Raw genomic sequence first — 21,329 nt, forward strand, 5'->3', positions numbered from 1 at the left:
ACCGGCACATGGACCTGAAATTCACCGCCGAGGAAGAAGCGTTCCGCAGCGAGGTGCTCGCGTTCCTCGCGGCGCGTCTGCCGCAGCGCATCGCCGACAAGGTGCGTAACGGCAAACGCCTCACGCGCGACGACATGGCCCAATGGCATGCCATCCTCAACGAAAAGGGCTGGCTCGCGAATCATTGGCCGAGGGAGTATGGCGGCCCCGGCTGGAGCGCCGTGCAGAAGTTCATCTTCGAAAACGAATGCGCGATTGCGGGCGCGCCGCGCATCGTGCCGTTCGGCGTGAACATGCTCGGCCCGGTGCTCATCAAGTACGGCAGCGAGGCGCAAAAACGCTACTGGCTGCCGCGCATTCTCGACGGCGCCGACTGGTGGTGCCAGGGCTATTCGGAGCCGGGCGCGGGTTCCGACCTCGCTTCGGTGCGCACGACGGCGGTGCTGAAAAAAGATAGCGACGGCGACCACTACGTGGTGAACGGCCAGAAGACGTGGACCACGCTCGGCCATTACGCGAACATGATCTTCTGCCTCGTGCGCACCGCGACCGACGTGCGCAAGCAGGAGGGCATCAGCTTCCTGCTGATCGACATGAACTCGCCGGGCGTCGAAGTGCGGCCGATCATCACGCTCGATGGCGAACACGAAGTCAACGAGGTGTTCTTCACCGACGTGCGCGTGCCGGCGGCGAACCTGGTTGGCGAAGAGAACAAGGGCTGGACGTACGCGAAGTATCTGCTCACCTACGAGCGCACCAATATCGCGGGCGTGGGCTTCTCCGTGGCCGCGCTCGACCGTCTTAAGCGCGCGGCGCAACGCGTCACGCGCAACGGCAAGCCGCTCGCGGAAGATCCGCAATTCGCGGCGCGCGTCGCGAAGGTCGAGATCGACCTGGAGAACATGAAGACGACGAACCTGCGCGTGATCGCCGCCGTGGCGGGCGGCGGCGTGCCGGGCGCGGAGAGCTCCATGCTCAAGATTCGCGGCACCGAGATCCGCCAGGAGATTTCGTCGCTGCTGCGCCGCGCGATGGGCCCCTACGCGGCGCCGTTCGTCGAGGAAGCGCTCGAAGAAGGTTATGCGGGCGAGCCGATCGGCCCCGACGAAGCCGCCAGCGCCGCCGCGCAGTACTTCAACAACCGCAAGCTGTCGATCTTCGGCGGCTCCAACGAAATCCAGAAAAACATCATCTCGAAGATGATTCTCGGTCTTTGAGAGGCTCGCCATGGACTTCCAGCACACTGAAGACCGCCGCATGCTTGCGGATACGCTCAACCGCTTCCTCGCCGAACAGTACAGTTTCGATACACGCGATACAATCGCGCGCTCCACGGCAGGATTCAGTGCCGACATGTGGCGGCGGTTCGCCGAACTGGGCGTGATCGGCGCACTGTTCGACGAGGCCGACGGCGGCTTTGGCGGCGCGGGCTTCGATGTCGCCGTCGTGTTCGAAGCGCTCGGGCGCGCGCTCGTGATCGAGCCGTTCCTCGATACGCTGATCGTCGGCCGTGCGCTCGCGCATGCGGGCAGCGAGGCGCAGCGTGCGCGCATCGCGTCGTTCATCGACGGTACGCAGATCGCCGCGCTCGCGCACGACGAGCCGGGCTCGCATTACGAGGACGCACGCGTCACGACGCGCGCGGAAAAGGACGGCGCGGGCTGGGTGCTGCGAGGCGCGAAAGGCGTCGTGCAGCACGCGGAACATGCAGACGTCCTGCTCGTTTCGGCGCGCACCGCATTCGACAACCCCGGTGGCGAATTCGACGAAGCCGGCATCTCGCTCTTCCTCGTGCCGCGCGAGGCCGCGGGCGTGAGCGTGCGCGGCTATCGCAGGATCGACGGCGGACGCGCGGGCGAAGTGACGCTCGACAACGTCAAGCTCGGTGCCGATGCACTCGTCGGCGCGCAAGGCAGCGGCTTCGCGACGCTCGAGCACGCGCGCGGTTACGGCCTCCTCGCGCTGGCGGCGGAAGCCGTGGGCGCAATGGACGTCGCGCGCGACTTCACGCTCGAGTACCTGCGCACGCGCAAGCAGTTCGGCGTGGCCATCGGCAGCTTCCAGGCGTTGCAGCATCGCATGGCGGACCTGCTGCTCGAAATCGAGCAGGCGCGCTCGGCGGTCATCAACGCGGCAGCGGCCATCGACGCGCCACGCGCGCAACGCGAGCGCGCGCTTTCGGCGGCGAAGTACACGATCGGGCGCATTGGCGCGCGCGTGGCCGAAGAGGCGATCCAGCTGCACGGCGGCATTGGCATGACGTGGGAGTTGCCGCTCTCGCACTATGCGAAGCGACTCGTGATGATCGATCATCAGCTCGGCGATGAGGATCATCATCTCGCACGCTATATCGCGTTCGCGCGCGTGGCGGCCTGAGCCTGTATGAGGAGGACGAGGCGAAGGCACACCCTTCCCTCCTCGACGAACCCGGAGACTTGCTCATGCAAGGCGACACCCAAGGCCTGCCGCTGTCAGGCGTGCGCGTTCTCGATCTGTCGCGCGTACTGGCGGGACCCTGGAGCGCGATGGTGCTCGGCGACCTCGGCGCGGAAGTCATCAAGATCGAGCACCCCGAGCGCGGCGACGACACGCGCGACTGGGGCGTGCGCGTCGGCCAGACCGAAACCGCGTACTTCAACAGCGTGAACCGCAACAAGCGTTCGATCACAGTCGATCTGCAAACGCCCGAAGGCCAGCAGATCGTGCGTGAGCTTGCGAAGACGAGCGATATCCTCGTGCAGAATTTCAGGTTCGGCGGCGCGGAAAAACTCGGCGTTGGCTATGAGCAGCTGAGCGCCGAGAATCCGCGGCTCATCTATTGCTCGATTTCCGGCTACGACCGCACCGGCCCGGAAGCGAAGCGACCCGGTTACGACCTCGTCGTGCAGGGCGAAGCGGGCCTGATGGCGATGAACGGCGAAGCGGGCCAGGCGCCCTTGAAGTTCGGCGTCGCCGCCGTCGATCTGTTCACCGGCATGTACTCGGCGCAGGCAATCCTCGCGGCGCTCTATGAACGCGAGCGCACCGGCCGCGGGCGCCACATCGAAATGGCGCTGTTCGATTGCGGCCTCATGATCACGGCGTACTACGGACTCGAAGCGCTGCTGATCGGCGAGGACCCGCCGCGCTACGGCAACGCGCATCCGTCGATCGTGCCTTATGGCGTATTCGATGCGGCAGATGGTCCGCTCGTCATCACGGTTGGCAACAACGCGCAGTTCGAGCGCTTTTGCCGCGAGGTGATCGAGCGCCCCGACCTCGCCGGCGATGCGCGCTACACGACCAACATCCTGCGCGGGCGGAACCGCGAAACGCTCTTGCCGGAGCTCACGCGCGAACTGGGCAGCCGGCCTCGCAGGCTGCTGCTCGAACGGCTCGCGCGCGCGGGCATTCCGTGCGGCGAAGTGGCGGGGCTGCGCGAGGCGCTGCTTTCGCCGCGCGCGACACAAGGCGGGCTCGTCACGCAGCAGCCGCATCCGCATACGGAAAGCGGCACGACGCCCGTGCTCGCGCCGCCCTGGCGCTTCGACGGCGAGCGCATGCCAGTGCGGTACGCACCGCCGCAACTGGGCGAAGCCACGCAGTCGGTGTTGCAATCGGCACTCGGCTATTCGGCGGAGAAGCTGGCCGAGCTGAAGGACAAGGGCGTGATCTGATTCGTCCCGGGCGCGGCGCGGCACTCTCATCGCCAAATGGCGGCCGGGCGCGCCGCCTGCGCTCTTTGCGCGCCGCCCCCGGCGCTGGGCCTCCTGCCGCACGGAGTTGCGCGCGCCCGGTAATATGGCGCCTGAAGGCGCGCGCGCCGCTTGCTGCCGTTGGCTACGAGCGGCGCGCCGGCATCCCTCCAACCTCGCGGCTCCTTGCGCGAGCGCCAAAAACGAACCCGCCCCGCCGATGGAGCACGCCTACGATCATTTGCTGCACCTGCTGGCCGCGCATGCCACGTGGACGCTCGCCTTTGTCTTCGTCGCCGCTTTCCTCGAATCGCTCGCGTTCATCGGCACCTTCATCCCCGGCAGCACGGCGATGTTCATCGCGGGCGCGTTCGCGGCCACCGGTACGATCAATCTCGGCTGGCTCTTCGCGTACGCGATCGCGGGCGCCGTGGCCGGCGACGGCGTGAGCTTCTGGATCGGCCATCGCTACCGCGGCTCGCTCACGCAGATGTGGCCGTTCAGCCGCCATCCCGCCATTCTCGAGCGCGCGCAGGCCTATTTCGTGAGCCACGGCGCGCGCAGCGTGATCCTCGCGCGCTTCATCGCGCCGCTGCGCGCCGTGGTCCCGATCGTCGCGGGCATGGCCGGCATGACGCCCATGCGCTTCTTCGTCATGAACGTGGTCTCCGCGCTCATCTGGGCGCCCGCGCACATCGTGCCGGGTGTCGTGTTCGGCGCGTCGCTCCAGCTCGCGGGCGCGGTGTCGTTCCGGCTCGTCGTCGTCATCGGCATCGTCGCGCTGGCGGTTTGGCTCATCTGGCGCGTCGTGCGCATGCTGCTCCTGCACATCGACAACTGGGCCAGCGAGTCGCGGCGCAGCGCGGCGCAGTGGGCAGCGCAACATCCGGGGCCCGCCGCGCGGCGGATCTCCCGCCTGCTCGACCCGGAGCAGCCCGCGCTCCTCCCCGTCATCGTGATGACGGGCCTCGTCCCCGTCTTCGCGGCCGTGTTCTCGTATGTGCTCGGCAACGTGCTGCGCGGCGCGCCGCTCGTGCAGGTCGACCAGTCGGTGCGCCAGTTCCTCCAGTCGGTCCGCACCACCTGGGCCGATGCGGCGCTCGCGCGCGTCGAAACGCTCGGCAGCACGTGGACGCTCGCGGCGCTCATCGCGACCGCGGCCATCTGGATGCTGCTCGAGCGGCGCTGGCGCACGATCGCTTACTGGACGATCGCGGCCGCCGTTTCGCAACTGCTCATCGTCATCCTGCGGTTCGCGATCCACCACGCGGCGCCGGGCGGCGGCGTCAGTGTCGAAGCCTATGTGTTCCCGAGCGACCGCGTGGCGTCGATGGTGATCGTCTACGGCTTCGTGATGTTCCTGCTCGTGCGCCGCGCGAGCATGCTCGAAGCCGCGCTAGTCGCCGCGCTGGGCAATGCGATCATCGTGTCCGTGGCGTTTGCGGGGCTCTACTTCGACCGCTTTCTGTTCTCGGACGCCATTGGCGGCGCCGCCTTCGCCTCGATCTGGGTGGCGGTCGTGGTGCTCACCTCGCTGTGGCGCTATCCCAAGCGGCCGCCGCAGCGCGTGTTCGTGCCGCCCATCGTGCTCCTCGTCCTGGTCGCCGCGTTCTTGCTGCAGACGGTGGGGCCCGGGCGCCCAAGCGTGCCCCCCACGACGGCCTCCAGCGCGCCACCCGTCGTCGTCACGCAGCTCCAGTGGAGCGATTCGCTGTGGCGAACGCTGGCGTGCTATCGCTTCGATATGAAAGGCGTGCGCCGCGAGCCGATGACGATCCAGTGGGCAGCGAGCGCCGACGATCTGCGCGCGGCGCTGCGCGACGCGGGTTGGACCGAGGGCCCGCAGATCACGGTGAGAAGCGTGCTATCGCTCGTCGCACCGAACGTCGACGTGATGACGCTGCCCCTCCTGCCGAAGCTGAACAACGGCGTGCCCTCGCCGCTGGTGTTCGCCCGGGCGCACCTCTCCAGCGATACGGGCGATAAGGGCGATGCCGGCGAGCCGGGCAACAAGCGCGACGTGCTGCGCTTGTGGCCGTCGGGCTATGCGCTCGCGCCGCGTCACGCGGCAAACGGCGAAGGCGGCGAGCCCACGCCGGTCTGGGTCGGCTCGCTCGTGCACGAGCGGCTGCGCCGCGGATCCTGGCCGTTCAACGTGGTCGCGACCTACACCACGGACCTCGCCGCCGCCGCCGACCTCGCTGCGCCCGGCCAGCCTGCGGACTGGCGCACGCTCAGGTTGCCGGGCGCAGTGGGCTGCGACGGGCGGCCCGTCAAGCTGATCGTGCAAGGCGGCCGGTAAACCCGCAGGCTCAAGCCGGGCTCTCGCCCCAGCTTCCCGTGGCATGGAAGCGGTCGATGCGCTTGCGCGCGTCCGCGTAGGCGGCGTCGAGCGCGGCGTCGGGGCCCGTGTAGTTGCGCATCATGTCGTGAAAGCGCACGCTGCGCCCTTCGACGTGCGCGTCCGCGCCGTGGCGGCAAATGTAGCCGCTGTAGTGGAACAGCGGTTCGGGCGAACGCGGCCCGAACGCCGGAATCGGCAGCACCCAGATCTCGAAGCCTTCATGCTCGGTGTGGTCCCACATGGCGTGTCTCCTGTCGATCCCTGACGCCGATTATCGTCGCACGGCTGACCACTCGCCTGCAAACGGCCCGTTTGCGCGAGTTTGGCTAAACTACGCGGGCGCAGCGGAATGCAAACCCCGCTTCACGACCCGGCTTCACAGCCCGACTCTCCAGCGAAACCTACATCATCATGACGCCGGCCTCACTTACGCAGGAACCGCAGTCCGTCTCAAGCGCCGTCACGCGCAACGCGTTTTTCATCGTCGCGACCGTCAACGAAGACGCCGCGAGCCGCGCCACGGTGCGCGCCTGGTGCGCCGACGTCGCCAACCTCGTGCGCGCGGTCGGCAAGCGCGTGCCGGCCGGCAATCTCTCGTGCGTGGTGGGCTTTTCGTCCGACGCCTGGGACAAGCTGTTCGGCGAACCGCGGCCGGCCGAGCTGCATCCGTTCCGAGAATTCGGCTCGGGCGAGCGCAAAGCCATCGCCACGCCGGGCGACCTTTTGCTCCACATTCGCGCCGACGAAACCGACCTGTGCTTCGAGCTCGCCACGCAGCTCATGACGCGCCTGGAAGGCGCGGTCACGACCGTGGACGAAGTGCACGGCTTTCGCAACTTCGACATGCGCGCGATCATCGGCTTCGTCGACGGCACCGAGAATCCCACTGGCAACGAAGCGGCCCATTTCACCGTGATCGGCGAGAACGAGGATCCAGACTTCCGCGGCGGCAGCTACGTGCTCGTGCAGAAGTACCTGCACGACATGAAAGGCTGGAACGCGCTTTCGGTGGAGGCGCAGGAGCACATCATCGGGCGTACCAAGCTCGATGACATCGAACTCGACGAAGCGGTGAAGCCCAGCTGGTCGCACAGCGCGCTCACGACGCTCGAAGACGACGCGGGCAACGAAATCAAGATCCTGCGCGACAACATGCCGTTCGGCCGGCCCGGCTCGGGCGAATTCGGCACCTACTTCATCGGCTACGCGCGCTCGCCGAAGCCGATCGAGCAGATGCTCGAAAACATGTTCGTCGGGCTGCCGCCCGGCAACTACGACCGGCTGCTCGACTTCAGCCGCGCCGTGACCGGCGGCCTCTTCTTCGTGCCGTCGCAGCCGCTGCTCGAAGCGCTCGCCGCGGTCGACCCCGCAGTCGACCCGGCCGCCGCGCCAGGTGTCGAGACGAGCGCCGCCGATTCATCGGAAACACAAACCGAGCCTGCCGCCGCGGCCTGCGCGGACGGCTCGCTCGCCATCGGATCCCTCAAAGGAGCACCCCGGTATGAATAACCTCCATCGCGAGCTGGCGCCGATTTCCGCGGCCGCGTGGTCGCAAATCGAAGAAGAAGTCGCGCGCACCTTCAAGCGCTCGCTCGCGGGACGCCGCGTCGTGGACGTCAAAGGGCCTGGCGGCCCGGCGCTCGCCGCCGTCGGCACCGGCCACCAGAACGGCATCGCGCCGCCGGTCGAAGGCATCCGCGCGCGCCAGCGCGAAGTGAAGGCGCTCGTCGAACTGCGCGTGCCGTTCGAGCTCTCGCGCGACGCCATCGACGACGTGGAGCGCGGCGCCGAGGACTCCGACTGGCAGCCGGCCAAGGACGCCGCCACGCGCCTCGCGTTCGCGGAAGACCGCGCGATCTTCGACGGCTACGCGGCCGCGCAGATCACGGGCATTCGCGAAGGCACGTCGAACCCGGTTCTGCCGATGCCCGCCGACATCGCCAGTTACCCCACGGTCATCGCCAGGGCGCTCGAACAGTTGCGCCTGCAAGGCGTGGACGGCCCGTACGCGGTGCTGCTCGGCTCCGACGCCTACACGTCGGTGAGCGAAGCGAGCGACATGGGCTATCCGATTCTCGAGCACATTCGCCGGCTCGTGAACGGCGAGATCATCTGGGCGCCAGCGATTCAAGGCGGCGCGATCCTGAGCACGCGCGGCGGCGATTTCGCGTTCCACCTCGGGCAGGATGTCTCGATCGGCTATGCGTCGCACGACGCGGACAGCGTGAAGCTCTATCTGCAGGAGAGCTTCACGTTCATGATGCTGACTTCCGAGGCTTCGGTGGCGGTGCGCGCCGCGGAGTGATCTCGCATCGACGTACCGTCGATACGATACAAAAGGGGGCGCTTCTTTGCGAGCGCCCCTTTTTCGTGACTCGCCGTTCGCGTGTCACTGATAGAAGTTCAAGGTCACCACCGCCGAACGGCCCGGCGCCCACGTCGCGTAGATCGGGTAGGCGCTCTGGTAGTAGGCCTTGTCGAAGATGTTGTTCACGTTGAGCTGCACATCGATCTTCTTCGACACGCGCCACGTAGCCGCGGCATCGAAGCGCGCATAACCCGGTATCCACTTACGCGTAGTCGCCGAAACCGACGCATACGTCAAGCTCGAAACCGTTGCGCCCGCACCCACCGTGAGTTTCGGCAGCACGTCGTAGCTCGTCCACAGCGTGAAATTATGCTTTGGCACCATCACCATCGGCAGGCCGGAGAGCGTCGGGCTCGCCGGGCCCGCGTCGGTCGTGATCGCGTCGAGGTACGAGTAGCCGCCGAACACGGACCACTTGTTCGTCACGTTGCCCGCGAAGCCGAATTCGAAGCCGCGCACGCGCTGTGAACCCGCATTGATCGTGCCGCCGAGACCGTCGCTCACGCGCGCATTGGTCTTTTCCGTCTGGAACAGCGCCGTGGTGAGCGAGAGGCGCTGGTCGAGCACGTCCCATTTCGCGCCCACTTCGATATTGCGCGAACGCTCGGGCGCGAGATCCTTGTTGGTCGCCGTGATCTGGTCGGTGCCGCCGCCAAGACCCGAGTTCGAGCCCGGCGGATTCGCCGAGGTCCCGTACGACGTATAGAGGCTCAAGTTCGGCATCGGCTTGAACACGAGGCCGAACTGGTAGCTGAAGAGATTCGACGTGTTCGAGAGATCGGCCACGCCCGCCTGCTGGGCGGTCACGTCGTGGCGGTCGAAGCGCAGGCCCGCGTTGAAGATCCAGCGCTCGGCAAGCTGCACGCTGTCGAACATATACGCCGAAGCGGTATTCGTCTGCGTATGCGTGGCGGCTCCGGGGAAGCTCTTGTCGCCGTTGAGGACGATGCTGCCCGTCCACGGATTGTCGGGATTCCAGTTGTTGATCGACGCGCAGTTGAACGCCACCGTGCACGGGCCGCCCGTGCGGATGTTGTTGCCCGCCGAATCGCGCACGAGATAGCCCTCGTACAGGTTCTGCTCGTGGCTGAACTCCACGCCCGCCGTGAACGTATGGCGCATGCCGTAGAGGTCGAACTTCCCGTTTGCCTCGGTCTGGTTGGCGACGCTGTTGGTCGCGTACTTGCCGCTCTTGGCCTGCAGGCTGAGGATGTTCGAGGTCGCGCTCGTCAACTGCGGATTGGTCGCGACGTAGTCGAGCGTCGAGCGCCCGAACATCGTCGTGTTCCTGATCTTCCACGCGTCGTTGATGCGGTGCTCCACTTTCACTTCGCCCGTGTCGGTCTGGCCGTAGCGGTAGTCGCGCGTGTTCAGGCCGTAGAACTGGCCGCGGTTGGACGACACCGGCGTGCCGCCCGTCGAGCGGAACGGCACGCTGAAGTCGGGCATGTCGTAGCTGTTCAGGTGGTAGTAACTCACCGTGACCGTGGTCGGCGTGTTCAGGCCGAACGCGACCGAGGGCGCGACGCCCCAGCGCTTGCTGTACACGTCGGTGCGGCCCGGCTGGTCGGCGTCGTGGCCCATTGCGTTCAGGCGGATCGCCGTGGTGTCGTTGAGCTTCTGGTTCCAGTCGACGGTGGCGCGGCGGTAGCTATCGGTGCCGAGACCCACGCTCCCGTTGATGAAGTTGTCGGCCTGCGGCGTTTTCGTCGTGATGTCCACGCTGCCGCCAACCGCACCGCGCCCGGCATACACGGAGTCCGGGCCCTTCACGACGCTGATGTTCTGCACAGCGAAGGTTTCGCGGTTTTGCACGCCCGTGTCGCGCATGCCATCCACGAAAATCGAATTGCGCGATTCGAAGCCGCGAATCACGGGACGGTCCGCCGACGGATTCGCCGCCGCGTCGCCGCCGAGGAAGGTGATGCCCGGCACCGTGCGCAGCGCGTCCTGAAACGTCGTGACGTTCTTCTCCTTGAGCACTTCCTCTGGAATCACGGTGATCGAGCGAGGCGTGTCGATGAGCGGCGCGGTGAACTTGTACGAATCGAGCGTTTTCGTCTGCATGTCGGACGGCGCCGAGATAACCTTCACCGCGGGGAGCGTGCCCTCCGCGGCGGCGGTGGACGGTGCGGCAGGTGGCGTATCGGCGGCGGGCGCCGTCTGCGCGTGAACGATTGACGATGCGAAAAGACCGGAGCAGTAGAGCGCGGCGGCCGCGCGCCTGGGCGTCGGGAAATGGACGGGCATGAGTGTGCGAGCTGGTCGGTGACGGACCTCCTTTCGCTGCAGCGAGCGTCACACACCCCCTGCGCTATGGAAACCCGGCGGATTGTCTTTTTTTGCGAATGCGTATGATTCTCATTCGTGATTGCGATTGTAATGACAGGTTAGATTTGTGTAAATACGTGGTGAGAAATTTGCCGCAAATGACTCGACGGCCTGCGAAGCGCCTCGCATCGGCTCGCAGCGGCCGCCAACGCCCGAGCGGCGTTGCCCAGACCGCCGCGACTGCCGGTATGATGGCGGCCTTGCCCCGGACGACGCGTCGTTCCGGCGCCCGATTCCATCCACGAAGACAGAGGAAGACCGCCATGACGGCAGCAGCGCAATTCGATCAGGTTTCCGTAATCAAACGTGCGAACGTCTATTTCGACGGCAAGTGCGTTTCGCACACCGTGCTGTTCGCCGACGGCTCGCGCAAGACGCTCGGCGTGATCCTGCCGGGCACGCTGAACTTCGGCACCGACGCCGCCGAGCTGATGGAAGTGCAGGCCGGCCAGTGCCGCATCCGCCTGGCAGGCACCGACGAGTGGAAGACCTACGGCGCCGGCGAGTCGTTCTCGGTGCCGGCCAGGAGCCGCTTCGACATCGACGTGATCGAGACGCTCGACTACGTTTGCAGCTACCTGTAAGCGCTGCGCTATCAACGAAAACGCCCGCCGCGTGACTCGCGGCGGGCGTTTTCGCTCCCGGCGTTTTCGCTCCCGGCTTACGCGCCGAGATCCGCGAGCGGATGCGCCTCGCCGCGCCAGGGCGAAGCAAGAAAATGCCGCACGCGCTCGCTGCGGACTTCGACGAGCGTTGCGGGCGCCCAGCGCGGCTTGCGGTCCTTGTCGACGAGATGCGCGCGCACGCCTTCGCAGAAGTCGCCCTCTTCGATCGCGCGGCCAACGATGCCAAGCTCCATGCGGAAGCACTCGGCGAGCGTCATCTGCCGCCCGCGCAGCAGCGCCTCGCGCGTGACTTCGAGCATCGTGGGGGAATAATGCGTGAGCGCTTCGAGCGTGGCTTCGAGCCAGGCCCGCTCGGACTGCGAATGCACGCGTTCGAGATCGGCTCGCAGCGAGGCGACGATCTGCTCCACGCTCAGGCGGGGGTCGAAATGGCGCACGATGGCCGGCGTGAGTGCAGCGAGCGCGCCTTCGCCCGCCTCATGGCATGGCGCGACGAACACCTCGCGCAACACAGCGCGCACATCGCCTGTCCACTGCGCGGCCGCGAGGCGCGCCTCGTACCCATCGAGCCATTCGCCGGGCACGCAGGCGTCCGCCAGGCGGCAGTGCACGGCATCGGCACCGGCGAGCATCGCGCCGGTCAGGCCCACGTAAAGCTCCAGCTCGACAGGCATTTTCGCGAGGAAATGCGTCGCGCCCACGTCGGGCAAGAGGCCGATGCGTGTTTCCGGCATCGCGATCTTCGTGCGCGACGTTGCTATGCGCAGCACCGCCGCCTGGCCGAGGCCCATGCCGCCGCCCATCGTCACGCCGTCTAGCAGCGCGACGACCGGCTTGGGGAATGTGTGCAACCGATAGTCGAGCCGATACTCGTCGACGAAGAATTGCTGCCAGCCGTCAGCGCCGTCGCGCGCGCTTTCGCGTGCAAGCTGGTAGAGCGCGCGCACGTCGCCGCCCGCGCAGAAGCCCTTCGGGCCCGCGCCTTCCAGCACGAGCGCGACGATGGCGTCATCCGTGCGCACATGCTCCAGCAGTTGGGTCAGTTCGCGCACCATGGCGTGCGAAAGCGCGTTGAGCGCGGCCGGACGATCGAGCGTGACGATCGCCACGCGGTTGATCACGCGAAACAGCACCTCCTTTTTGGCTTCCGTAGTGGCCGGCTGAGGTGCGGCCGGCTGAGGTGGGGCCTCGACGGAAGCGGGTGTTGCATTCATTGCTTAGTTCTCCGTTACAATATGCCAGCGCGGCTTGCGTTTCGCGAGGAACGCGTTGACGCCTTCGCGCTGGTTGGGCGAATCGAACAAATCGACGAAGCGCTCGCGCTCGACCGCGAGCGCCGCGCCGCGCGGCACGCCATTGCGCGCCTGATGGATCAGCGATTTGCTGGCGCTCACCGCTTCCGGGCTCAGCCCGGCAACGCGAGCCGCCATCGCGAGGGCCGCGTCACGTGCGCCGCCCGTCGCGACGACTTCCTCCACTAGACCGATGCGCAGCGCCGTTTGCGCATCCACGCGCTCGCCCGTGAGGATGATGCGCTTGGCCCAGCCCTCACCAACCAGCCACGGCAAGGTTTGCGTGCCGCAGCCGCAAGGCAGCAGCCCCACGGCGGGCTCGGGCAGCGCGAGCTGCGCGTGCTCCTCGGCGATGCGGATATCGCACGCGAGCGCGCACTCGAGGCCGCCGCCCATCGCATAGCCGTTGATCGCGGCGATCACCACGGGCCGCGCCTTCTGCAGCGCCTCGAACGCCGCGCCGAACGCGCTTGCCGCCGTACGGGCGACGTCGCGGTCGCCATCGGCGAAGGCATTGAGGTCTGCGCCCGCGCTGAAGAACTTCGGCCCGCTGCCGGTGACGACGACGGCCCGCACCTGCGGCTCGCGGTCGAACGCCTCGATCACCTGCTGAAGCTGGCGCAAGCCGTCGATCGTGAAGGCGTTCGCCGGCGGGCGAGAAAGCGTGAGCAGCACCACCGCGCCATCATGCGCGTACTCGAATTCGATCATTTCGGACTCCGTTTTGATATCAGCGCAGCTCGGGGAAATCCTCTTCCCAGTACTCGTCCGGCTGGCGCGCAGGTTCGGCGCTGCGCTCCATTTCGCGGCGCCGCAACTCGACGCGGCGGATCTTGCCCGAGATGGTCTTGGGCAGGTCGCTGAACTGCAGCCGGCGAATGCGCTTGTAGGGCGCGAGCTTCTCGCGCGAGAAGCGGAACACTTCGCGCGCGAGATCGGGGCCGGCTTCATAGCCCTGGCGCACGATGACGAAGGCCTTCGGCACCGAGAGACGCAGTTCGTCCGGGCTCGGCACGACGGCCGCCTCGGCAATCGCTTCATGCTCGATGAGCACGCTTTCCAGCTCGAACGGACTCAGGCGATAGTCGGACGACTTGAACACGTCGTCGGCGCGGCCGACGTAGACGTAGTAGCCGTCGTCGCGGCGCATGGCGACATCGGAAGTATGGTAGTAGCCGTTGCGCATGGCGTACTCGCTCGCCTTCGCGTTGTTCGCGTAGCCCGTCATGAGACCGAGCGGCCGATGCAGCAGCGGCAGTGCTATTTCGCCCTCGCTCACGGGCTGATCGTCCGGATCGACAAGCTCCACGCGATAGCCGGGCAGCGGCCGGCCCATCGAGCCGGCCACCACGGGCTGGCCAGGCGGGTTGCCGATCTGGCAGGTCGTTTCCGTCTGACCGTAGCCGTCGCGAATCGCGATGTCCCATGCATGGCGCACGCGCTCGATGATCTCGGGGTTGAGCGGCTCGCCCGCGCCCACGATCTCGCGCAGCTTCACCGCGTAAGAAGCGAGCGGCTCCTGCACGAGCATGCGCCACACCGTGGGCGGCGCGCACAGCGTGGTCACGCCGCATTGAACGAGCGCGGCGAGCGTGTCTTTCGGCACGAAGCGCGCGTAGTTGTAGACGAACACGCAGGCCTGCGCGTTCCAGGGCGCGAAGAAGCAGCTCCATGCATGCTTGGCCCAGCCCGGCGAGCTGATGTTCCAGTGGATGTCGCCCGGCATGAGGCCGATCCAGTACATCGTCGAAAGATGGCCAACGGGATAGCTTTCGTGCGTGTGTTCGACGAGTTTGGGCTTCGAGGTCGTGCCCGAGGTGAAGTAGAGCAGGAGCGGGTCGCTGGCGCGCGTCGGGCCGTCGGGCTCGAAGGCGGGGCTGGCATCGTAGGCGCGCGAAAGGTCGATCCACTCGCTCGCGCCGTTCGTGCCGCCCACGGCGATGCGCTTCACGCTCTTGTCCAGCGCTTCGAACTTGCCGAGCTCGGCAGCGTCCACGACGACGTAGCGTGCGCCGCCCGTTTCCACGCGCTCGCGCACGTCGTCGGGCGAGAGCTGTGTCGTGGCGGGCAGCACGATTGCGCCGAGTTTCATCGCCGCCAGCATCACGTCCCAGAGTTCGACGCGGTTGGGCAGCATGAGCAGCAGACGGTCGCCGCGCGCGACACCCTGCGCGCGCAGGAAGTTCGCCATGCGCGAGGAGCGCTCGGACATCTGCGCGAACGAATAGCGCGTGCCGCCGTTCGCGAGGTCGTCGACGATCCAGAGCGCCGGGTTGTCGTTGCCGCGCGCCATCACGTCGAAGTAATCGAGCGCCCAGTTGAACGTGTCGAGCTTCGGCCACGCGAATTCGGCGTACGCGCGTGCGTAGTCGGTGCGGTGACGCAGCAGCAGATCGCGTGCGTCGATGAAGGCCTGCGCGGAAGGGGTGAACCCGGTCATCGTCGTCTCCATTTGCGCGTGTGCGCGCTCGATTTATTTTCGCTTCGTCATCCTCACTGCTTCTCAAAGCTGCCGCGCGATCACCATCCGCTGGACTTCGCTCGTGCCTTCGTAGATCTGCGTGATGCGCGCATCGCGATAGTGCCGCTCCACCGGATAATCGTTGAGGAAGCCATAGCCGCCGTGGATCTGGATGGCGTGCGAGCACACTTCCTCGGCCATTTCGGAAGCGTAGAGCTTGGCCTGCGAAGCCTCCGAAAGACACGGCTTGCCAAGCGTGCGCAGCCGCGCCGCGTGATGCACGAGAAGGCGCGCCGCGTTGATGCGCGTGTGCATGTCCGCGAGCATGTTCGCCACGCTCTGATGCTTGATGATCGGCTCGCCGAACTGCACGCGCTCGTGCGCATAGGTGCGCGCCGCGTCGAAGGCCGCGCGCGCGATGCCGAGCGCCTGCGCCGCAATGCCGATGCGCCCGCCTTCGAGGTTCGCGAGCGCGATCTTCAGGCCCTCGCCGCGCTGGCCAAGCAGATTCGCCTCGGGAATCGCGCAGTCGACGAGCGAGATCGGGCAGGTGTCCGAAGCGCGGATGCCCATCTTCTTCTCGTGCGGCCCGACGTTGAAGCCCGGCGTGTCCGTCGGCACGATGAACGCCGAGATGCCGCGCTTGCCCGCGTCGGGATCGGTCACGGCGAACACGATGGCGACGCTCGCGCGCGAGCCGTTGGTCACGAACTGCTTGTTGCCGTTCAACACCCACTTGCCGTCGCGCAGCTCCGCGCGCGTGCGCAGGTTGTTCGCCTCCGAGCCCGCCTGCGGCTCGGTCAGGCAAAACGCGCCGATCAGCTCGCCGCTGGCGAGCTTGCCTAGCCAGCGATCCTTTTGCGCGTCGGTGCCGAACTGCAGGATCGGCCCGCAGCCCACTGAGTTGTGCACGCTCACGAGCGTCGCGCACGAGGCGCAGCCCGCTGCGATTTCCTCCATCGCGAGCGCGTACGCCACGTAGTCGGTGTAGGAACCGCCCTGCTCCTGCGGCACGATCATGCCGAGAAAGCCCAGCTCGCCCAGCTGCTTGACCACCTCGTCGGGCAGCTTGCCCTCGCGGTCCCATTGCGCTGCGTTCGGCGCTAGCTGCTCGCTCGAGAAGTCGCGCGCGGCGTCGCGAATCATGCGCTGGTCGTCGGTATAGAACTCGTCCATGTGTGTCCCCTTCCTGTGTCTCTTGCGCTTGCCTTCCACTGTGGCGCGATGGCGCCCCGGCTGCAAGGCTTGCGAAAAGTGTAGGCATGGGGACGCGCGCATTCGATGCCCGCCACGCTCAAAATCCTTGATCGGATTTACCATAGAGGCTAAGAAAACCTTAACGGAGGCGGCTCCCTTGCAACCGGCGAAACCCGATACGCTGAGCGAAAAAGGCACGATCTCGATGCGCCTCGTGAACGAGACGCTCGCGCTGGCGCGGGCGGGCGGCCTCGAAATCGCGCCGCTCGCCGAAGCGGCCGGCATCTCTGCGGCCGTGCTGTGCGCGCCGCAGGCCCGTGTGAGCGCGGCGCAATACGGCCTGCTGTGGTCGGGCATCGCGCGCGCGCTCGACGACGAATTCTTCGGCCAGGACTCGCACGCGATGAAAAGCGGCAGCTTCATCGCCATGACGCACTCGGCGCTCGGCGCCAGCACCGGGCGCCAGGCGCTGCAGCGAGCGGTTCACTTCATGCGGCTCGTGCTCGACGACCTGGCCGGCGAGATCGACATCGACGCCACGCGCGTGCGCGTGACGCTCAAGCATCGCGCGGGCAGGCCCACGCCCACGATGTTCGCGTACGCCACCTGGTTCATCCTCGTCTATGGGCTCGTGTGCTGGCTCGTGGGCCGGCGCATTCCGCTGCTCGCGGCGCGCTTTTGCTGTCCGCAGCCCGATGCCGCGCACGACTATCAACTGATGCTCTGCGACGACATGACGTTCGACCAGGCGGCCACGTGCTTCGACTTCGCGCCAGCCTTTCTCGAGCTGCCCGTGATCCAGACCGCCAGCTCGGCGCGCGCCTTTTTGCGCAACGCGCCCGGCAATTTCGTCGTGAAGTACCGCAACCCCGGCTCGTTCGCGACGCGCGTGCGAAGAACGCTGCGCGCGCTTCCCGCCGCCGCGTGGCCCGATGCCGACGCCATCGCGCGACGTCTGAACGTGGCGCCCGCCACGCTGCGTCGGCGGCTGAGCCAGGAGGGCCACAGTTGCCAGTCGATCAAGGACGAATTGCGCCGCGACCTCGCGATCGCAGCGCTGCTGGACCCGCGCCGCTCGGTTGCCGACATTGCGGCGGCGGTTGGGTTCGCGGAGCCGAGCGCGTTTCATCGCGCGTTTCGCAAATGGACCGGACAGCGGCCGACCGACTATCGCGCGGCGCAGCTTCGCAAGCGCGCGCAGTGAGCGTTTCGCGGTTCGCCCGCACCGGCACGGCGAGTCTCGATCCACCTTTCAGTTATTGAGATAGCGCCTATAATTTTTAGGGATATCCCTAATACGAAAGGTCTTGCCATGAACACTCTTCCGCGTGTAGCGCTCGGCGTGCTTGCCGGAGCATGCTGGTTCGCGTCGGCTGCGGCGCTGGCACAACCGTACGATCAGTCAGGGCCGTTGACGCGAGCCCAGGTGCGCGCAGACCTGATCGAGTGGCGGCAAGCGGGCTACGATCCGATGGACTGGGTCAACTATCCGGAAAACGCGCAACGGGCAGGCGCCATCGTGGCGCAGCGGCGCGCGTCACGCGCGCCGGGTGGTGCCGGCGGGCAGATGTCGCAGTAGCGCCCGCTAGCCAGCCACACGCAGCAGCGCAGCCATTCGGCATCGGGCGATCCGCGCCCGGAAGTTCGCGCGCGCATCGTTGTATTGCGACTGCCGCCCCCGGAGCGCTGCTGTGGCTCGAAATGACCGGTTGCGACGTTCGGTCTGTGGCATACAGGCGACTTCAAAACGTTCCTGCCAACGCGTGGGCAGGCCGCCTCCGCGGAATCAAGCGCAGCGTCGATCAGGCGTTTCAGTGCGTCTAAGCGCGGGTCCGGGCGAATTCAAGCATGCGCCGGATTTGTATTGCAGTCCTAATTAAATATCGGGTAATCGAATTCCCTCACGGACGTGAAATGCTGAGGGAATTCGGACGAAAAAGTCTCCGGGCCTGGCTCGATGCGCCAGACCCGGAGGGGCCGATCGCCCAGGTCTTACTCTGAGGTCTTACTCTGAGGTCTTACTCTGAGGTCTTACTCTGAGGTCTTACTCTGACGTCTTACTGATAGCTGACCGCGTACTGCACGGTGCCGAACACGGAACCGGCGGTCGCATTACCCGTTGCGCTGTAGTAGCGAACCGCGAAGTCGTGCGTCGACGCCGTCGCGCCGGCTGCGAGGTTCAGACCGGCTGCGGCGTAGCCCATGGCGCCGGAGAGATTGAAAGGCGTGGAGGGCGCAGCCGGGTCCAGCAGTTGCAGCGCGACGTTGGTTGCGGTCCCGGTATTGCCAAGGTTGCCGTTGCTATCCACCTGATTCCCGACGAACACCGTCTTGATCGGCAGCGCACTGGCCGGCGCGGTGCAGCCGGTCACGCCGATCGTGAAGTTCGTCATGCCGGCGTTGCTGCCCGCAGCCTGGAGGACCGAGACCGACACCGGGGGCAACGGGACCGTCGGGTTTGTCGCGTTGCCGTTGACCGTGACCTCGCAGGTCTGGGTCGCCACTTCGCCCTGGAAGTTGAGCGTATTCGCGCTCGCCGCCAATACGCTGGCCGGAACGGCGGCGGCGGCAGCCACACAGACGGCGACAGCGGCGATCTTCTTGCTATGAAGCATAGATGATTCCTTTCTTGGCTGAAAAATCAAGAAGTCTAAACGTAAGACTTGTCGAAAGGTATCAGCCATTTCTTAAACAATATGAGCGTCGTCAAACGAACGCGATCGGGCCATCGCACGAAGCGGCGCGCATCAACCGATTCGAATGTCGATTGACGTTTCATGCGGTGGCCCTGGCGTTCTGCCCATCCCACAATTGTTTACAATCGCGCCCGTAGCCATACGCCGCGGCATCCGCGCACATCGAAGCGTGCTCCTGCCGGCGGTGATTGCACACAACAACCAAGCAACGCAACCAAGCAGCGAATAACCCGCTCGACTCTCAAGGGCCCGATCTTCATGGACGCCATCAAACGCTATTTCGGTTTCGAAGAAGCAGGCACCAACCTGCGCACCGAACTGCTCGCCGGTATCACCACATTCCTCACGATGGCCTACATCATCTTCGTGAACCCTGCCATCCTTGGCGACGCCGGCATGCCGAAAGAAAGCGTGTTCGTCGCCACCTGCCTCGTCGCGGCGCTCGCCTCGCTCGTCATGGGCCTCTACGCGAACTACCCCATCGCGCTCGCGCCCGGCATGGGGCTGAACGCGTACTTCGCCTATACGGTCGTGAAGGGCATGGGCTTCACGTGGCAGGCCGCGCTCGGCGCGGTGTTCATCTCCGGGTGCCTGTTCTTCATCGTCACCCTGCTGCGCGTGCGCGAAGCCATCGTCAACGGCATTCCGCATTCGATCCGCGTGTCGATCACAGCGGGTATCGGCCTCTTTCTCGCGATCATCTCGCTCAAGACCTCGGGCGTGGTCGTCGGGAGCCCGGCCACGCTCGTCGAGCTCGGCAACCTGCACGATCCGCATACGATCCTCGCGATCATCGGCTTTTTTGCCATCGTCACGCTCGACGTGCTGAAAGTGCGCGGCGCGATCCTGATCGGCATCGTCGGGGTCACGATCCTCTCGTTCTTCTTCGGCGGCAACCAGTTCCACGGCATCTTCTCGCCGCCGCCATCGATCGCGCCGACGTTCGCGCAGCTCGACATCAAGGCGGCGCTCTCCACGGGCGTGCTCAATGTCGTACTCGTGTTCTTTCTCGTCGAGCTGTTCGACGCGACCGGCACGCTGATGGGCGTCGCGAACCGCGCGGGCCTGCTCGTCCACGGCAAGATGCACCGCCTGAACCGCGCGCTGCTCGCGGACAGCACCGCGATTCTCGCGGGCTCGGTGCTCGGCACCTCGTCCACCACGGCGTATATCGAAAGCGCCTCGGGCGTGCAGGCGGGCGGCCGCACCGGCATGACCGCGCTGACCGTGGCCGTGCTGTTCCTCGCGTGCCTGTTCGTCGCGCCGCTCGCGGGCGTGGTGCCGGGCTATGCCACGGCGCCGGCGCTGCTCTACGTCTCGTGCCTGATGCTGCGCGAACTCGCCGATCTGCCCTGGGAAGACGCCACCGAAGTCGTACCCGCCACCCTCACCGCGCTCGCCATGCCGTTCACCTATTCGATCGCCAATGGCGTGGCGTTCGGCTTCATCTCGTATGCGGGCCTGAAGCTGCTGACGGGCCGCGTGCGCGAGGTAAAGCTGATCGTCTGGATCATCGCGGCCGTGTTCCTGTTCCGGTATTTCTATCTCGGCAGCGCGTAAGGGAAGACGGTTGTTCGCAAGGACGTCTACGCGGCCCGGGAGCATTCGGGCCTCCCATCGTCCCTTCATACCCCGCTACGTCAAGCTTCCCGGCTATATCGCTGCACGGCGCGGCACCTGCTCCTTATCATAGGAACGATTGCCAGCACCCCCGCACACAGGAGCCGCCACGTGGCAACTTTCCCCGCCGCATCCGAACGCTACACGAAGCCCGCGATCTTGTTTCACTGGGCCATTTTTCTGCTCGTCGCGCTTGCTTATCTCGCGATCGAAGTGCGCGGCCCCAAAGGCACGGACAGCCGCGTGTTCTGGAGCAATGTGCACTACTGGGCGGGCACGCTCGTGCTCGCGCTCGCCGTGCCGCGGCTGCTATGGCGCCTCTGGCGCGGCGCGCCCGCCGGCATCGACTCCAACCGGCTGCTCTCGTTTCTTTCGCGCGTCGTGCATCTCGCGCTTTATCTGTTTATTTTCGTGCAGCCCCTGCTAGGCATTCTGACGATCAACACGGCAGGCCATCCGGTCAGGCTCGCGGGGCTCGATCTGCAACTCACGCTCGCTGGCCCGGATCCCGCCGCACGCAAATTCATCAAAGACACGCACGAACTCTTCGGCAACCTCTTTTACTGGGTGATCGGTTTGCATGCGCTCGCGGCGATCGCGCACCACGTCGTGTTCCGCGACAACACGCTGCGCCGCATGGTCTGAGGGCGCAAAAAACGAAAGCCGCGCCCCGAAGGGCGCGGCGAGAAGCAAAAAGGCTGTAAAGAACGCCGTTGTCTA

Annotated in this window: 18 protein-coding genes; 11 read left to right on the plus strand and 7 right to left on the minus strand. The window is 66.2% G+C overall.

What is annotated here, in order from left to right:
* The first annotated feature begins 8 nt into the window (after window positions 1-8).
* From BMI01S_RS03910 to BMI01S_RS03925, 4 genes are all read left to right on the plus strand, one after another.
* A complete protein-coding gene (locus tag BMI01S_RS03910) occupies window positions 9-1,217 on the plus strand; it encodes an acyl-CoA dehydrogenase family protein (protein ID WP_028209641.1) in 1,209 nt (402 codons plus the stop codon).
* Between the two features lie 10 nt (window positions 1,218-1,227).
* Window positions 1,228-2,376, plus strand: a complete 1,149-nt coding sequence (locus BMI01S_RS03915) for an acyl-CoA dehydrogenase family protein (protein WP_028230662.1) — start codon at window positions 1,228-1,230, stop codon at window positions 2,374-2,376.
* A gap of 65 nt (window positions 2,377-2,441) precedes the next feature.
* Window positions 2,442-3,656 carry a CaiB/BaiF CoA transferase family protein gene (locus tag BMI01S_RS03920; RefSeq protein WP_028230663.1) on the plus strand — a complete coding sequence of 405 codons (1,215 nt, stop codon included), beginning with the start codon at window positions 2,442-2,444 and terminating at the stop codon, window positions 3,654-3,656.
* Window positions 3,657-3,894: 238 nt separating this feature from the next.
* On the plus strand, window positions 3,895-5,976 hold the full coding sequence (locus BMI01S_RS03925; RefSeq protein ID WP_028209644.1) for a VTT domain-containing protein: 2,082 nt from the start codon (window positions 3,895-3,897) through the stop codon (window positions 5,974-5,976).
* A gap of 10 nt (window positions 5,977-5,986) precedes the next feature.
* On the opposite strand, the gene BMI01S_RS03930 is transcribed toward BMI01S_RS03925, so the two are convergent.
* The gene (locus tag BMI01S_RS03930) at window positions 5,987-6,259 is read right to left on the minus strand and encodes a hypothetical protein (RefSeq protein WP_042288363.1); all 273 of its coding nucleotides are present in this window, start codon (window positions 6,257-6,259) and stop codon (window positions 5,987-5,989) included.
* Between the two features lie 170 nt (window positions 6,260-6,429).
* Here BMI01S_RS03930 and BMI01S_RS03935 point away from each other — a divergent pair, with 170 nt between their 5' ends.
* Window positions 6,430-7,527 carry a Dyp-type peroxidase gene (locus BMI01S_RS03935; protein WP_028209645.1) on the plus strand — a complete coding sequence of 366 codons (1,098 nt, stop codon included), beginning with the start codon at window positions 6,430-6,432 and terminating at the stop codon, window positions 7,525-7,527.
* On the plus strand, window positions 7,520-8,323 hold the full coding sequence (locus BMI01S_RS03940; RefSeq protein WP_028230664.1) for a family 1 encapsulin nanocompartment shell protein: 804 nt from the start codon (window positions 7,520-7,522) through the stop codon (window positions 8,321-8,323). The genes BMI01S_RS03935 and BMI01S_RS03940 overlap by 8 nt, the downstream gene beginning before the upstream one ends.
* Before the next feature lie 84 nt (window positions 8,324-8,407).
* Here BMI01S_RS03940 and BMI01S_RS03945 read toward each other — a convergent pair whose 3' ends face one another.
* The gene (locus tag BMI01S_RS03945; RefSeq protein ID WP_028230665.1) at window positions 8,408-10,636 is read right to left on the minus strand and encodes a TonB-dependent receptor; all 2,229 of its coding nucleotides are present in this window, start codon (window positions 10,634-10,636) and stop codon (window positions 8,408-8,410) included.
* Between the two features lie 344 nt (window positions 10,637-10,980).
* On the opposite strand from BMI01S_RS03945, the gene ppnP reads away from it, so the two are divergent.
* Window positions 10,981-11,301, plus strand: a complete 321-nt coding sequence (ppnP, locus tag BMI01S_RS03950) for a pyrimidine/purine nucleoside phosphorylase (protein ID WP_028209648.1) — start codon at window positions 10,981-10,983, stop codon at window positions 11,299-11,301.
* 77 nt (window positions 11,302-11,378) lie between these two features.
* Here ppnP and BMI01S_RS03955 read toward each other — a convergent pair whose 3' ends face one another.
* From BMI01S_RS03955 to BMI01S_RS03970, 4 genes are all read right to left on the minus strand, one after another.
* Window positions 11,379-12,557: an enoyl-CoA hydratase/isomerase family protein gene (locus BMI01S_RS03955; RefSeq protein ID WP_028209649.1), complete on the minus strand. Its 1,179-nt coding sequence runs from the start codon at window positions 12,555-12,557 to the stop codon at window positions 11,379-11,381.
* A gap of 3 nt (window positions 12,558-12,560) precedes the next feature.
* Entirely contained in the window at window positions 12,561-13,346 is a 786-nt protein-coding gene (locus BMI01S_RS03960) for an enoyl-CoA hydratase (RefSeq protein WP_028209650.1), read from the minus strand.
* Between the two features lie 19 nt (window positions 13,347-13,365).
* Window positions 13,366-15,075, minus strand: a complete 1,710-nt coding sequence (locus BMI01S_RS03965; protein ID WP_028209651.1) for an AMP-binding protein — start codon at window positions 15,073-15,075, stop codon at window positions 13,366-13,368.
* 63 nt (window positions 15,076-15,138) lie between these two features.
* On the minus strand, window positions 15,139-16,272 hold the full coding sequence (locus BMI01S_RS03970; protein WP_028209652.1) for an acyl-CoA dehydrogenase: 1,134 nt from the start codon (window positions 16,270-16,272) through the stop codon (window positions 15,139-15,141).
* Between the two features lie 226 nt (window positions 16,273-16,498).
* On the opposite strand from BMI01S_RS03970, the gene BMI01S_RS03975 reads away from it, so the two are divergent.
* Both BMI01S_RS03975 and BMI01S_RS03980 read left to right on the plus strand, forming a co-directional pair.
* Window positions 16,499-17,497: an AraC family transcriptional regulator gene (locus BMI01S_RS03975; protein ID WP_036017742.1), complete on the plus strand. Its 999-nt coding sequence runs from the start codon at window positions 16,499-16,501 to the stop codon at window positions 17,495-17,497.
* A 108-nt stretch (window positions 17,498-17,605) separates the two neighbouring features.
* On the plus strand, window positions 17,606-17,872 hold the full coding sequence (locus tag BMI01S_RS03980) for a DUF4148 domain-containing protein (RefSeq protein WP_028209654.1): 267 nt from the start codon (window positions 17,606-17,608) through the stop codon (window positions 17,870-17,872).
* A gap of 478 nt (window positions 17,873-18,350) precedes the next feature.
* Here the strand turns inward: BMI01S_RS03980 and BMI01S_RS03985 are convergent, their stop codons facing one another.
* Window positions 18,351-18,908, minus strand: a complete 558-nt coding sequence (locus BMI01S_RS03985) for a fimbrial protein (RefSeq protein WP_036044727.1) — start codon at window positions 18,906-18,908, stop codon at window positions 18,351-18,353.
* A 339-nt stretch (window positions 18,909-19,247) separates the two neighbouring features.
* On the opposite strand from BMI01S_RS03985, the gene BMI01S_RS03990 reads away from it, so the two are divergent.
* A complete protein-coding gene (locus BMI01S_RS03990; RefSeq protein WP_028230667.1) occupies window positions 19,248-20,549 on the plus strand; it encodes an NCS2 family permease in 1,302 nt (433 codons plus the stop codon).
* Window positions 20,550-20,720: 171 nt separating this feature from the next.
* The gene (locus BMI01S_RS03995) at window positions 20,721-21,254 is read left to right on the plus strand and encodes a cytochrome b (protein WP_028209657.1); all 534 of its coding nucleotides are present in this window, start codon (window positions 20,721-20,723) and stop codon (window positions 21,252-21,254) included.
* Window positions 21,255-21,329 lie beyond the last annotated feature (75 nt).

The sequence above is a fragment of the Paraburkholderia mimosarum LMG 23256 = NBRC 106338 genome (assembly GCF_000739815.1).
Lineage (GTDB): Bacteria > Pseudomonadota > Gammaproteobacteria > Burkholderiales > Burkholderiaceae > Paraburkholderia > Paraburkholderia mimosarum.